15 protein-coding genes are annotated in these 13331 nt (G+C 70.7%); 8 read left to right on the top strand and 7 right to left on the bottom strand.

All coding sequences use genetic code 11. From position 1 onward, the window contains the following. Positions 1-69: 69 nt before the first annotated feature. The 3 genes from IW245_RS34845 to IW245_RS34835 form a co-directional block, all read right to left on the bottom strand. Positions 70-681, bottom strand: coding sequence for an HAD family hydrolase (locus IW245_RS34845; RefSeq protein WP_231400637.1), 612 nt, complete (start codon positions 679-681; stop codon positions 70-72). An 81-nt stretch (positions 682-762) separates the two neighbouring features. Further along, positions 763-2709 carry a methylmalonyl-CoA mutase family protein gene (locus IW245_RS34840; protein ID WP_197007348.1) on the bottom strand — a complete coding sequence of 649 codons (1947 nt, stop codon included), beginning with the start codon at positions 2707-2709 and terminating at the stop codon, positions 763-765. Positions 2710-2756: 47 nt separating this feature from the next. Beyond that, positions 2757-3068 (bottom strand): STAS domain-containing protein, encoded by a 312-nt coding sequence (locus IW245_RS34835; protein ID WP_197007347.1) that lies wholly within the window; start codon positions 3066-3068, stop codon positions 2757-2759. A gap of 183 nt (positions 3069-3251) precedes the next feature. Between IW245_RS34835 and IW245_RS34830 the strand changes: the two genes are divergently transcribed. From IW245_RS34830 to IW245_RS34820, 3 genes are all read left to right on the top strand, one after another. Further along, entirely contained in the window at positions 3252-4193 is a 942-nt protein-coding gene (locus IW245_RS34830) for an ABC transporter ATP-binding protein (protein WP_372445286.1), read from the top strand. Next, a complete protein-coding gene (locus IW245_RS34825; RefSeq protein ID WP_197007346.1) occupies positions 4190-4981 on the top strand; it encodes an ABC transporter permease in 792 nt (263 codons plus the stop codon). Before IW245_RS34830 ends, IW245_RS34825 begins: the two co-directional genes overlap by 4 nt. An 80-nt stretch (positions 4982-5061) precedes the next feature. After that, the gene (locus IW245_RS34820) at positions 5062-6360 is read left to right on the top strand and encodes an MFS transporter (protein ID WP_197007345.1); all 1299 of its coding nucleotides are present in this window, start codon (positions 5062-5064) and stop codon (positions 6358-6360) included. A gap of 134 nt (positions 6361-6494) precedes the next feature. On the opposite strand, the gene IW245_RS34815 is transcribed toward IW245_RS34820, so the two are convergent. After that, the gene (locus IW245_RS34815) at positions 6495-6935 is read right to left on the bottom strand and encodes an MltG/YceG/YrrL family protein (RefSeq protein ID WP_197007344.1); all 441 of its coding nucleotides are present in this window, start codon (positions 6933-6935) and stop codon (positions 6495-6497) included. Positions 6936-7052: 117 nt separating this feature from the next. Continuing rightward, on the bottom strand, positions 7053-7904 hold the full coding sequence (locus IW245_RS34810) for a 3-hydroxyacyl-CoA dehydrogenase family protein (protein ID WP_197007343.1): 852 nt from the start codon (positions 7902-7904) through the stop codon (positions 7053-7055). A 110-nt stretch (positions 7905-8014) separates the two neighbouring features. Here IW245_RS34810 and IW245_RS34805 point away from each other — a divergent pair, with 110 nt between their 5' ends. After that, complete coding sequence (locus IW245_RS34805; protein WP_197007342.1) at positions 8015-8362, top strand: hypothetical protein; 348 nt, start codon at positions 8015-8017, stop codon at positions 8360-8362. 36 nt (positions 8363-8398) lie between these two features. Here IW245_RS34805 and murA read toward each other — a convergent pair whose 3' ends face one another. Further along, positions 8399-9691: a UDP-N-acetylglucosamine 1-carboxyvinyltransferase gene (murA, locus tag IW245_RS34800; RefSeq protein ID WP_197007341.1), complete on the bottom strand. Its 1293-nt coding sequence runs from the start codon at positions 9689-9691 to the stop codon at positions 8399-8401. A gap of 26 nt (positions 9692-9717) precedes the next feature. On the opposite strand from murA, the gene IW245_RS34795 reads away from it, so the two are divergent. Beyond that, positions 9718-10296, top strand: coding sequence for a cob(I)yrinic acid a,c-diamide adenosyltransferase (locus IW245_RS34795; protein WP_197007340.1), 579 nt, complete (start codon positions 9718-9720; stop codon positions 10294-10296). After that, positions 10293-10685, top strand: a complete 393-nt coding sequence (locus IW245_RS34790) for a VOC family protein (protein ID WP_197007339.1) — start codon at positions 10293-10295, stop codon at positions 10683-10685. Before IW245_RS34795 ends, IW245_RS34790 begins: the two co-directional genes overlap by 4 nt. Here IW245_RS34790 and IW245_RS41885 read toward each other — a convergent pair. Beyond that, positions 10631-11539 carry a GNAT family N-acetyltransferase gene (locus IW245_RS41885; protein ID WP_197007338.1) on the bottom strand — a complete coding sequence of 303 codons (909 nt, stop codon included), beginning with the start codon at positions 11537-11539 and terminating at the stop codon, positions 10631-10633. The genes IW245_RS34790 and IW245_RS41885 overlap by 55 nt on opposite strands. Before the next feature lie 32 nt (positions 11540-11571). Here IW245_RS41885 and IW245_RS34780 point away from each other — a divergent pair, with 32 nt between their 5' ends. Together IW245_RS34780 and IW245_RS34775 are read left to right on the top strand one after the other, a co-directional pair. Continuing rightward, positions 11572-12531, top strand: coding sequence for an ATP-binding cassette domain-containing protein (locus IW245_RS34780; protein WP_197007337.1), 960 nt, complete (start codon positions 11572-11574; stop codon positions 12529-12531). Next, complete coding sequence (locus IW245_RS34775; protein ID WP_197007336.1) at positions 12528-13325, top strand: ABC transporter permease; 798 nt, start codon at positions 12528-12530, stop codon at positions 13323-13325. The genes IW245_RS34780 and IW245_RS34775 overlap by 4 nt, the downstream gene beginning before the upstream one ends. The last annotated feature ends 6 nt before the right edge of the window (positions 13326-13331 follow it).

Here is a 13331-nt window from a genome sequence, read left to right as displayed (position 1 = left end):
CGCACCCGGTCGGGCGAGATGATCCTATGCTGCCCGCCCTTCGGTCATGTCGGACTCACGGGCATCCCATCAGGCGGGACGAGGGAGCAGTCGCCTCAGGTACTCAGCGTCCACGCCGTGCAGACTCTCCGTCCACGAGTACCCCGGAACCGGCTCCTCGGCCGCCAACAGCACCGCGCACCCCGCCCCGGCGGCGCTCGTCGCCCCGATCACGGTGTCCTCCACGGCCACGCAGCCGCCGGCGGGCACCCCGAGCGACCGGATCGCCGCCCGGTACGGCTCCGGGTGCGGCTTGGACTGCGCGACGTCGTCGCCGCACACCACCACGGTGAAGCCGACCAGCCCCGGGATCCGGGACACGACGCACCGCCGGGTGGCGGTGACCAGCGCGGTCGGCACCCCGGCGGCCCGCAGTTCCGCCAACAGTTCCACGGCGCCGGGCCGCCAGCGGGTCCCGGTGGACAACAGCTCGGCGACGCGGCGCTCGACCCAGACGGCACTGGCGGGGGCGGTGCGCAGCGGCCAACCCAGCTCGGCGTGCATCAGCCGCATGGCGGCCAGCACCCCGAGCCCGTCGGTACGGCTCAGCAGCTCGGCGGGCAGTGCCCGACCGGCGAGTTCACAGAAGACCTCGTCCCAGACCGACTCGCTGTCGACGAGTGTTCCGTCGAGGTCGAACAGGACGGCAGCTAGCGCAGGACCATACTTCCGCAGTTTCCGGCATCCACCCCGCCCTTGTCTCCATCCACAGGCATGAGTGAATTAATCCTGTAAATTGTTCGCCTGGCGAACCACGGTGACCAGCTCGTTGATGATCTCGGTCAGCGCGTAGTCCTTCGGGGTGAACACCCGCGCGACCCCGGTGGCCAGCAGGGTCCTCTCGTCCTCGGGCGGGATGATGCCGCCGACGATGACCGGGATGTCCGCGTCGCCGAGCCCCGCCATCACGTCGGCGACGGCCTGGAGGTGCGCACCGGACAGGATGGACAGGCCCACGAGGTCGACGTCCTCCTCGATCGCCGCGGCCGCCACCTGGCCCGGGGTGAGGCGGATGCCCTGGTAGATGACCTCGAAGCCGCAGTCGCGGGCCCGGACGGCGATCTGCTCGACGCCGTTGGAGTGCCCGTCGAGCCCCGGCTTGCCGAGCAGCAGCCGCAGCTTGCGCCCGCCCAGCTCCGCGGACGTCGCGGCCACCCTGGCCCGGACGTCGGCGAGACCGCCGCCGTCGGCGGAGACCCCGGCGATGCCGGTCGGCGCCCGGTACTCCCCGAACTCCTCGCGCAGCGCCTGGGCCCACTCGCCGGTGGTCACCCCGGCCAGCGCGCAGGCGATGCTCACGTCGACCAGGTTCTCGTCGGTACGGCACGCGCGGCGCAGCTCGGCCAGCGCGTCGTCCACGGCGCTCTGCGAGCGGTCCTGCCGCCACTCCTTCAGCGAGGCGATCGCCGCGGCCTCCACCGCCGGGTCGACCTGCTCGATCGGGGCGGCCCCGGCGGCGGTCAGCGGACTGGGCTCGGTCTCGGCGTACTTGTTGACGCCGACGACGACCTCCTCGCCGCTCTCGACCCGCCTGCGGCGTTCCGCGTGCGAGGAGACCAGGGCGCTCTTCAGGTACCCGGACTCCACGGCGGCGACCACGCCGCCCATCTCCAGCACCCGGTCCAGCTCGGCGCGCGCCCCGTCGGCGATCTCCGCCGTCTTGGCCTCGACGACATGCGAGCCGGCGAACAGGTCGCCATAGTGCAGCAGGTCGGACTCGAAGGCCAGGATCTGCTGGATGCGCAGGCTCCACTGCTGGTCCCACGGCCGGGGCAGGCCGAGCGCCTCGTTCCACGCCGGCAGCTGCACGGCGCGGGCCCGGGCGTCCTTGGACAGGGTCACGCCCAGCAGCTCGAGCACGATCCGGGCGACGTTGTTCTCCGGCTGGGCCTCGGTGAGGCCGAGGGAGTTGACCTGGACGCCGTAGCGCAGGCGGCGGGCCTTGGGGTCCTCGATGCCGTACCGGTCGCGGGTGATCTCATCCCAGAGCTGGGTGAAAGCCCGCATCTTGCACATCTCCTCGACGAACCGCACCCCGGCGTTGACGAAGAAGGAGATCCGCTGCACGACGGCCGCGAAGTCGGTCACCTCGGCGCGGGCCCGCACCTCGTCCAGGATGGCGATCGCGGTGGCCAGCGCGAACGCGACCTCCTGCACCGGGGTCGCCCCGGCCTCCTGCAGGTGGTACGAGCAGACGTTCATCGGGTTCCACTTGGGCGCGTGCCGCACGGACCACGCGACCAGGTCGGCGGTGAGCCGCAGCGACGGGCCGGGCGGGAAGATGTGCGTGCCCCGGGAGAGGTATTCCTTGATGATGTCGTTCTGGGTGGTGCCCGACAGGCGCGAGGCGTCGCCGCCGGCCGCCGAGACGTAGAGCGCGAACAGCCACATGGCCGGCGCGTTGATCGTCATCGACGTGTTCGCCGCCGACAGGTCGATGCCGTCGAACAGGGTCCGCATGTCGCCGAGGTGCGCGACGGGGACGCCGACCCGGCCGACCTCGCCGCGGGCGAGCTCGTGGTCGGGGTCGTACCCCGTCTGGGTCGGCAGGTCGAAGGCGACCGAGAGCCCGGTCTGCCCCTTCGACAGGTTGCGACGGAACAGCTCGTTACTCCGGGCCGGCGAGGAGTGCCCCGCGTAGGTCCGCATCAGCCAGGGACGGTCTGCCATGGCACAACTCTACTGAACGGTAATTAAGTCTGCGCCCGTGATGCTGGTCACGCAGCCAACAGCGCGCGCTCATCCGGCAGAACGCGGTCGAGACGCGTGGCCCGCAACAGCCGGGCGAACCGGGCCGGGGTGCCCCGCAGCACGATCCGACGCCCGGCCCGGACAGCCTTCTGCTGAGCGGCGACGAGCATGCCCAGCCCCGCCGCGTCGATGATGTCCACCGCCGAGAGTTCCACGACGAGCGGACCATGTCCCTCGGCGAGCGCGGCGTGCAGCTGCTCGCGGATGCCCGCGACAGTCTGTCCGTCCAACCGCCCGACGAGCGTGACCCGCTCGCCCCCGTCTACCAGTCTCAGCATGATCGCCCCCCGATCTCCGTCGCTTCGCTGCTCCCCTAGGTGACGCTAACCGCCCGCCGAAGGTTGCGCCTCCGGCTTTGCCCCTTGAACTCTCTCAGGGCGATCCCCGAGGCACGTCATCCCGGAAACCGATTCCCGCCTCCACCCGAAGTAGCACGAAGACGTTCAGGCATAGTGTCTGACGTGCTCGTTGATGCCGCAATACATGTGCAAGATCTGCGAAAAACATATAAATCGACGGCGACCGCCGGTGAGTCGAACCGGCGCGGTCTCGGCCCCCGACTCGCCGCCGTCGACGGCCTCGACCTGACGGTCCTCACCGGCGAGATCTTCGCCCTTCTGGGGCCGAACGGCGCGGGGAAGACCACCACGGTCGAAATCCTCGAAGGGTTCCGGCAACGCGACGCCGGCCAGGTCAGCGTGCTCGGGGTCGACCCGGCCCGGCCGACCGCCGCGTGGCGGGCCCGGATCGGGGTGGTGTTGCAGAGCACCGGCGAGTTCGAGGAACTGACCGTCGAGGAGGTCGTCCGACACTTCTCCGGTTACTACCCGAACCCGGATGATCCAAACAAACTCATCGAACTCGTCGGGCTGGCGGACAAACGCCGGGCCCGGGCCCGCACCCTGTCGGGCGGCCAGCGCCGCCGGCTCGACGTGGCCCTCGGCGTCATCGGCCGGCCGGAGCTGCTTTTCCTGGACGAGCCGACCACGGGCTTCGACCCGCAGGCCCGGCAGGAGTTCTGGGGCCTGATCCGCGGCCTGGCCGAGACCGGTACGACCATCGTGCTGACCACGCACTACCTGGAGGAGGCCGAGGCCCTCGCCGACCGGGTGGGCGTGATCAGCGCCGGCCGGCTCGTGGCCGTGGACACCCCGGCGGCCCTCGGCGACCGCGCCAACCGGCCGGCGACCGTGCGGTGGAGCACCCCGGACGGGCCGCGCAGCGCGGAGACGGCCGAGCCGACGGCGTTCGTGACAGCGCTGGCCGCCGAGCTGGGCGGGGAGATCCCGCGGCTGACCGTGACCCGGCCGACGCTGGAAGACGTGTACCTGGAGATGATCTTCGAGCGAAGGCTCGAGGCGCCCTTTGCCGAGAGACTGAGCGACCAGGAAGGTCAAGCATGAGGGTCATAGTCCTCGGGGTGCGCCGGGGCCGGCTGGAGATCAAGCAGTTCCTCCGCAGTCGCGAGTCCGTGGTGTTCACCCTCGCGTTCCCGATCGTCATGGTGACGATCTTCAGCCTGATCTACCCGGGGAGCCTCGCCTCCGGCGTCCGCTACAGCCAGTACATCGTGACCGGCATGATCGCCGCGGGGCTGCTGGCGACCGGGTTCCAGGGGCTCGGCATGCAGATCCCGATGGAACGCGACCGGGGCGTCCTGAAGCGGCTGGCCGGCACGCCGATGCCCAAGGCCTCGTACTTCATAGGCAAGATCCTGATGGTCCTCGCGATCGGCGCGATCTGCACCGCGCTGCTGCTGGCCTACGCGGTGCTGTTCATCGGCGTCACCCTGCCGACCGACCCCGCGAGGTGGCTGACCTTCGCCTGGGTCTTCGTCCTCGGCATCACCGGGTGCACCCTGCTGGGGATCGCCGCGTCGTCGCTGGTCAGCACGGGTCGCGGGGCATCGGCGGTGGTGACCCCGATCGCGCTGGTGTTCCAGTTCATCTCCGGGGTGTACTTCGTCTTCACCTCCCTGCCCGGCTGGATGCAGCAGGTCGCGGCGCTGTTCCCGCTGAAGTGGATGTGTCAGGGCATGCGGTCGGTGTTCCTGCCCGAGTCCCAGGCGGCGTTCGAACCGGCCGGCAGCTGGGAACTGGGCCGGGTGGCGCTGGTCCTGGCCGCGTGGGTCGTGATCGGCCTCGCCCTGTGCATGTTGACCTTCCGCTGGACCAGCCGACGGGACGGGTGACACACCTGACGTCATAGCGACAAGGACTGACGCCAAAGAGGGGCTTGCATGACATCAGATGATGGTGTCACGATGACGCCATGCAAAAGGGTTCCCTCTCCCTGTTCCGGCGGCGCGGCTTCGCCCTGCTCTGGACCTCCGGGCTGATCTCGTTCACCGGCGACTGGCTGCTCATGGTCGCGCTGCCGATCTACGTGCTCAAGCTGACCGGTTCCCCGGCCGCGATGGCCGGCTCGGTGGTGGCGAGCGTGACGGCCCGGCTCCTGTTCGGCACGGTCGCCGGGGTGTTCGTGGACCGCTGGGACCGCAAGACCGTCATGATCGTGGGCAACCTGCTCCAGGCGGCGGCCATGGTCCCGCTGACCCTGGTGCACAACGCCAGGGCGGTGCCGATCGTGTACTGCGTCGTCTTCCTCCAGGGCGTCATCGGCCAGTTCACCCAGCCCGCCGAGGGGGCGATGCTCCCCCGCCTCGTGGACTCCGGCGACCTGACGGCGGCCAACGCGATGAACGCGCTCAACAACAACCTCGCCCGCCTGGTCGGTCCGGCGCTCGGCGGCCTGTCGGCGGCCTACCTGGGCCTGGGCGGCTCGGCCCTGATCAACGGAGCCTCGTTCCTGGTCGCCGCCGCCCTGGTCGCCGCCATCCCTGGCCGGCACCGCGCGGACGCCGTCGTCGACAGCGCGACCGGCGCGCCCGAGGAACGGCACTTCGGCCGGGAGTTCACCGGCGGACTCGCCCTGATCCGCCGCAGCCGGGTACTCAGCGTCCTGCTCCTCGTGCTCACCATCGGCGCGATCGGCGAGGGCATCATGATGTCGACGTTCGCCATCTTCGTCGACGTGGGCCTGCACGGCGGGGCCCAGGAGTTCGGCTGGCTGATGTCCTCTCAGGCGGTCGGCGGCATCCTCGGCGGGTTGGCCGGCGGCTGGTTCGCCGCGCGCTGGACACCGCTGCGGCTCCTGATCGTCGGCCTGATGGTCTTCGGCCTGGTCGACCTGGCGATCTTCACCCTGCCCCGGTTCACCCCGTCGATGGCGCCGCAGATCGGCCTGTGGGTACTGGTCGGCGTGCCGGCGGCCGTGGCGATGGCGGCCCTGATGACGATCATCCAGCAGGAGACGCCCGACGCGTTCATGGGCCGGGTGTTCGCGGTGATCGGGGTGCTGATGGCCGCGGGGTCGCTCGTCGGGGCCGGCCTGGCCGGGGCGTTCACCGACCGGCTCGGCGTGGTGAACATCCTGACGGTGCAGGCGTTCAGCTGGTTCCTCGCCGGGGTGCTCGTCGCCGTCATCCTCTGGGGGCACGTGCGGCAACCGGCGGAGCGGCCCGACGCCGAGTCCCCGGCCCCGGTCGGGGAACCGGCGGAAGCCGCCTGATCGACCACAGGCCGCCCTCCCCGCAGGATCGATCGCGTGGCCGGGGCGACCTGCCCGCCCGGTCGGGGTCCGGGGCGACCCGACATGCCGGCGCACCGACCCGTCGGGTCGCGGCGGCGAGGGGCCAGCCGGCGCTACGCCGTCGTCGACCTCGACGGGTTCGGCGTGTCGCGGGCCGGCGTCTGCCCCCGCATCAGGTTGTAGGCGTCCCGGGCCCGCATCTGCCGCCGGAGCGTGTACGTGCCCGGGGCGATGTCGGTGCCGGCCACCTCCAGGAACGCCCGCGCGCTCTTCACCACGTCGGCGTCCTTGAGGATCTGCGCGATCTCGTTGAGGGGCTGCCGGTCATGCACCCTGACGACCGCCTCCCCCGTCCCCGGACCCGGATAGTCCGCCGGGTCGAACAGCGGGCCAGGCTTCCGGCCGAGCAGCATCACCACGCCGCAGACCAGCACGAGCGCCACCCCGAGGGTCCAGGCGACCACCTTGACCACCCCGGTCCGGGACTCCGCGGCGTCGTCGGCCCGCTCCCAGCCCTCCACCCGCCGGGACCAGTCGTCCTGTTCGTTCGGCACGCCGTTCTCCCCGCGTCATCGACAGCTCGTGAACTGGTGCGCCAGTCTACGTCCGCACATGTCCGGCGAGGAGGGGTGAGACCGGGCCGCCCCTCCCGTGAGGGGCGGCCCGGTGGCTCACTCGTACTCGTAGAAGCCCTTGCCGGTCTTGCGACCCAGGTCGCCCGCCGCGATCATGCGCAGCAGCAGCTCCGGCGGGAAGAACTTCGGGTCGTTCGTCTCGGCGTAGATGTTCTTCGTGGCGTTCGTCAGGATGTCCACGCCGGTCAGGTCGGTCGTGGCCAGCGGGCCCATCGCGTGCCCGAAGCCCAGCTTGCAGGCGGTGTCGAGGTCCTCGGCGGACACGACCCCGGTCTCCACCAGCTTCACGGCCTCCATCACCAGGGCGGTGATCAGCCGGGTGGTGACGAAGCCGGCGATGTCGCGGTTCACCACGATGCAGGTCTTGCCGATCTCCTCGGCGAAGGCGCGCGCGGTGGCCAGCGCCTCGTCGGAGGTCTTGTAACCCCTGACCAACTCGCAGAGCTTCATCATGGGTACCGGGGAGAAGAAGTGCGTCCCCACCACCCACTCCGGGCGCTCGGTGACCGCGGCGATCTGGGTGATCGGGATCGCCGAGGTGTTGGTGGCCAGCACCGCACCCGGCTTGCAGATCTTGTCCAGTGCCCGGAAGATCTCCTGCTTGACCTCGAGCTGCTCGAACACCGCCTCGATCACGATGTCGGCGTCGGCGGCGTCGCCGAGCTCCGTCGTCGTGGAGATCCGGCCGATCGCGGCGTGCGCGTCGGACTCGGAGATCTTGCCCTTGGCCGCGAACTTCGTCAGCGAGGCCTCGATCCCGGCCAGCCCGCGCGCCGTCGCCTGGTCGGTGAGGTCGCGGAGGGTCACCTGCCAGCCGGCCTGAGCCGCCACCTGCGCGATGCCGGAACCCATCAGGCCCGCACCGATCACCGCGAGTCGCCCCGCCATGTCCGTACCCCTCTCGTCAGCTTGTCCCGCAGCCTATTGTGCCTACTGAACGGTCACTCAGGTGGGCCGAGTAGCTGCGCGCGGAGTACGCGAAATGTCACACTGAGTGTGTGCCTGGGTCGGAGAGTCTATCCCTGGTCGCGGGCCCGCTGATCGCCTTCTCGGTACTCGGCGGACTCGCGCTGATACTGCGCTGGGCGTTCCGGGCGGAGGCGCGCACCGCCGCCGAGGACGTCGACTGGATCGCCTGGGACGACGCGCCCTGGCCGCCCGGAACGCGGGACTACGGGCTGCTGCGCGACGTCGCCATCGTCGACGGGCCGGCCGCGGCGGACACGGTCCGTGACGCCCTGGCCCTGGTCAACATACGCACCACTGTCGTCATCGAATCCGACGGCAGGGTGCGCGTCCTGGTCTTCAACGACGAACTCGACCAGGCCCGCCGCGTCCTGGGCTGACCAGGACGCCGCCGGGTCGGTGATGCGGCGTAACCGTCAGATGTCGAACTCCGGCTCCTCCGGGGCGACACCGCGTTCCACGGTCACGCCCAGGCCGCGCAGGTCGCGGAGGAAGCCCGGGTAGCCCCGGTCGATGTGGTGGGACTGGCCGACCTCCGTGACCCCCTCGGCGCACAGCCCGGCCAGGACCAGACCGGCACCGGCCCGGATGTCCGTGGCCCGCACCGGCGCGCCCGACAACCGTTCCCGGCCCCGGACGACCGCGTGGTGGCCGTCGGTGCGGATGTCCGCGCCGAGCCGGGACATCTCGTTCACGAACATGAACCGGCCGTCGAAGATGTTCTCCGTGATCAGGGACGCCCCTTCGCTGACCGCCGCCAGACCCATCGCCATCGGCAGCAGGTCGGTGGCGAAACCCGGGAACGGCAGGGTACGGATGTCCACCGCCCGCGGCCGGCCGGACATCGCGACCCGGAAGCCGTCGGCGACCCCGGTGACCTCCGCGCCGGCCTGGCCGAGCTTGTCGAGTGCCAGCTCCAGGAACGCCGGGTCGATCCCGCGCACCGTGACGTCGCCCTGGGTCATCGCCGCCCCGAACGCCCAGGTGCCGGCCACGATCCGGTCCCCGATCGTGTGGTGGGTGACCGGGGACAGGGCCTCCACGCCCTCGATGACCAGCGTCGCGGTACCGGCGCCGTCGATCTTGGCGCCCATCGCGGTGAGCATCGCGCACAGGTCCACGATCTCCGGCTCGCGCGCGGCGTTGTCGATCTGGGTGGAACCCCGGGCGAGCACGGCGGCCGTCAGCAGGTTCTCCGTGGCCCCGACGCTCGGGAAGTCCAGCCAGATCATCGCGCCCCGCAGCCGGTCCGCCCGGGCGATCACGTAACCGTGCTCGTTGGAGATCGTCGCGCCCATCCGGGCCAGCCCGGACACGTGCATGTCGAGCCCGCGCGAGCCGATCTCGTCACCGCCCGGGTGCGCCACCCTGACGTGCCCCCGGCGGGCCAGCAGGGGGCCCAGGACGCAGATGGAGGCCCGTAGCCGGCGGACCAGGTCGTAGTCGGCCTCGACGCCCAGCTCGGCCGGAGCGTCGATCGTGACGAGGCAGGACTTGTCGTCGACGGTCGTCAGGTCCACGGCACAGCCGAGCCGGCGGAGCACCTCGGCCATGATCGCGACGTCGGTGATCCGGGGGACGTTGCGCAACACGGTACGACCCTCGGCGAGCAGGGCCGCGGCCATCAGTTTCAGGGCCGAGTTCTTCGCGCCGACCACCGCCACGTCGCCTGCCAGCCGGACCCCGCCGTGCACTCTGATCAGATCCACCCGCCCAGACTACGTATGCTGGCCGCATGTCTGGAGTCCACCTCACCCGCATCTATACGAAGACCGGCGACGCCGGCACCACCGGCCTCGGTGACTTCTCCCGGGTGCCCAAGACCGACCCCCGGATCGAGGCGTACGCCGACACGGACGAGACCAACGCCGTGATCGGCCTGGTCCTGTCCCTCGGCAACCCCGCCGACGACGTGCGGGCCGTCCTGGCCCAGGTCAACAACGACCTGTTCGACGTGGGCGCCGACCTGTGCAACCCGATCACCGACCTTCCGGCGTATCCCCCGCTGCGGGTGACCGAGGAGTACGTGACCCGGCTCGAGGGCTGGTGCGACGAGTTCAACGGGCGGCTGGCGAAGCTCGACTCCTTCATCCTGCCCGGGGGCACGCCGGCCGCCGCGCTGCTGCACCAGGCGCGCACCGTGTCCCGACGGGCCGAACGCCGGGTGTGGGCCCTGATCGAGGCCGACCCGGACCGGACGAACGTGCTGGCGGCGAAGTACCTGAACCGGCTGTCGGACCTGCTCTTCATCCTCGGTCGGGTGGCCAACCCCGACGGCGACGTGAAGTGGGTGCCGGGCGGCGGGGCCGCGTGATCCACCACGTCGAGCTCTGGGTGCCCTCCCTCGCCGAGGCCAACCGGAGCTGGGGCTGGCTGCTCGGACAGCTCGGCTACGAGCTCTTCCAGGACTGGCCCGCCGGCCGGTCCTGGAAGTTCGGCGACACGTACATCGTGTTCGAGCAGTCCCCGGCGCTGACCGGGACCACCCACGACCGCACCACGCCCGGGCTCAACCACCTCGCCCTGCATGCCGGCAGCCCGGAATCCCTCGACCGGCTGGTCGAGGCCGCACCGGGCCACGGCTGGCGGAAGCTGTTCGACTACCCGTACCCGGGCAACGGCGCGGCCTATCTCGTCGACACCCAGGGCTACGAGGTGGAGCTCGTGCCGTCCGTCGACCGGGACTGGTCGAGCACCGCGTAGCCGAGGCTGTCGTACAGGTTGATCGCCACCCGGTTGTGGCCGAACACGTTGAGCAGCAACGCCTGGTCGCCGGCGTCGAGGGTCGCCCGCTCGCCGAGGATCATCGCCGCCCGGCCGTAGCCCTTGCCCCGGTGGGCCGGGGAGGTGGACACCGAGTACACGAAGCTCTGGCCCGGGGACGTGTGGTGCTTCAGCCAGAGGAAGGCCACGCCCTCGCCGCCGGCCTCGACCGTCCACAGGGTGTTGTCCGGGGAGTCCAGACCCTGCGGGAGCAGGTTCGCGAAGTCCTCGTCGGCCTTGCGCCGGGCCGCCTCGGGCTCCATGCTGCCGGAGTCCACGATGTCGGCCATGTAGCCGATGATGTCGTTCTCCAACCACGTCGGGTACTCCGCCGCCGACATCGGCCGCCCCAGCACCCCCGCCGGCAGGTCCGGGGCCGCCCCCAGCACCTTCACCATGGTCTGCGCGCGCAGCGGGTAGTCGTCGAACACCGGGGTGGGCTCCAGTGCCTGGAGGAACACCCGGTGCGCCCCGCGCTCGCGGCCCCACGCCTCGGCCCAGTCCCGGGCGGCCCGGCCGTGGCCGTGCTCCCGGTGGTCCGGCTCGATCCAGATGTCGTCGATCCGGGTCTGCGCGTTGTCCAGGGCCACGGCCACGTAGCCGACGCGCGTCCCGCCGTCCTGCACGGCCGCCACCGCGTGCTCCTCGCCCCGGTCCCGGTACGCCCGCAACCGGGGGAGCCGGGAGTCCCAGGACTCCTCCGACAGGCCCACCTCGAGGTGCCGGGCTTCGACCCGCTGTTCCCAACCAGCACGCCAGACAGAGTCATCGGCGAGAATATGAAATTCGGTCATCGGGTCACCTTAGCCGGCCTAGGCTGGACGTCATGACCCCGACGATCATGGCCGAGGGGCTGGTCAAGAGGTACGGGCAGCTCACGGCACTCGATGGCCTGGACCTGGCGGTCCCGGAGGGCACAGTGCTCGGACTGCTCGGCCCCAACGGCGCGGGCAAGACGACGGCCGTGCGCATCCTGACCACCCTGCTGCGACCCGACGCCGGGCGCGCGTTCGTCGCGGGGATCGACGTGCTCCACCACCCGCAGGAGGTCCGGCGCGTGATGGGACTGTCCGGACAGTACGCGGCCGTGGACGAGTACCTGACCGGGTACGAGAACCTCGAGATGATCGGCCGGCTGTACCACCTGGGCAAGAAGACCGCCCGGGCCAGGGCCAACGAGCTGCTCGAACGGTTCACGCTCACGGATGCCGCCAACCGCCCGGTGAAGACCTACTCCGGGGGCATGCGCCGCCGGCTCGACCTGGCCGGCGCGCTCGTCGCCAAACCCCCGGTGATCTTCATGGACGAGCCGACCACCGGGCTCGACCCGCGCAGCCGGCTCGGGATGTGGGACGTGATCGGCGAGCGGGTCCGGCAGGGGGCGACGGTGCTGCTGACGACGCAGTACCTGGAGGAGGCCGACCAGCTCTGCGACGACATCGTGGTGATCGACCACGGCCGGGCCATCGCGCACGGCACCCCCGAGGAGCTCAAACGCACCGTCGGCGGCGAACGGCTGGCCCTGACCCTGCGCAACGCCCAGGACCTGAACCTGGCCCTGCCGATCATGCGCGGGGTCGGCACGGGCGAGCCGCAGGTCGACCACGAGACCCACCAGATCACGATCCCGGTCACCCGGGGCGCCCCGGCCCTGGTGGCCGCCGTCCGCGAACTGGACGCCACCGGGGTCGAGCCCGTGGACCTGGCCGTGCACCGGCCGACCCTCGACGACGTGTTCATGCAGCTGACCGGCGAGCGGGTCTCGACAGAGGAGGTGACGGCGTGAACCCCGTGGCCATGGCGCTCACCGACGGCTGGGTCGTCGCGAAACGCAACCTGATCAAGTTCCGCCGGATCCCGGACCTGGTGATCTTCTCCACGATCCAGCCGATCATGTTCGTGCTGCTGTTCGCGTACGTGTTCGGCGGCGCGATCAAGATCGAGGGGGTGAACTACAAGGAGTACCTGATGGCCGGCATCTTCACCCAGACCGTCGCCTTCGGGGCCGCCATCACCGCGATCGGGCTGGCGGAGGACCTGCAGAAGGGCACCATCGACCGGTTCCGGTCCCTGCCGATGTCCCGGGCTGCCGTGCTGATCGGCCGAACCACGTCCGACCTGCTCAACAACGTGTTCGTGGTACTGGTGATGAGCCTCTGCGGCCTGATCGTCGGCTGGCGGATCCACGACGGTTTCCTGCGCGCTATCGCCGGCTTCGCGATCCTGTTCGGCTTCGGCTACGCCATGAGCTGGGTGTCCGCGCTGATCGGCCTGTCGGTGAAGAGCGTCGAGGTGGCCCAGAGCGCCGGGTTCATCTGGATGTTCCCGCTGACGTTCCTGTCCAACGCGTTCATCCCGACCGGTTCGCTGCCGAAGGTGTTGCAGTACGTCGCCGACTGGAACCCGATCAGCTCGATCGTGCTCGCGCTGCGGGCGCTGTGGGGCAACACGGGCCTGAAACGGCCGCCAGGCTATCCCGGGGAGCACCCGGTGCTGCTCGCCGTGGGCTGGATCCTGCTGATCCTGGTGGTGTTCGTGCCGCTGTCGATCCGCAAATACCGCCAGTCGGCGTCGCGGTAACGCCCT

The organism is Longispora fulva (assembly GCF_015751905.1).
Classification (GTDB): domain Bacteria; phylum Actinomycetota; class Actinomycetes; order Mycobacteriales; family Micromonosporaceae; genus Longispora; species Longispora fulva.
The sequence above is the reverse complement of the archived record's forward strand: the minus strand, read 5'-3'. Positions and strand labels throughout refer to the sequence as shown.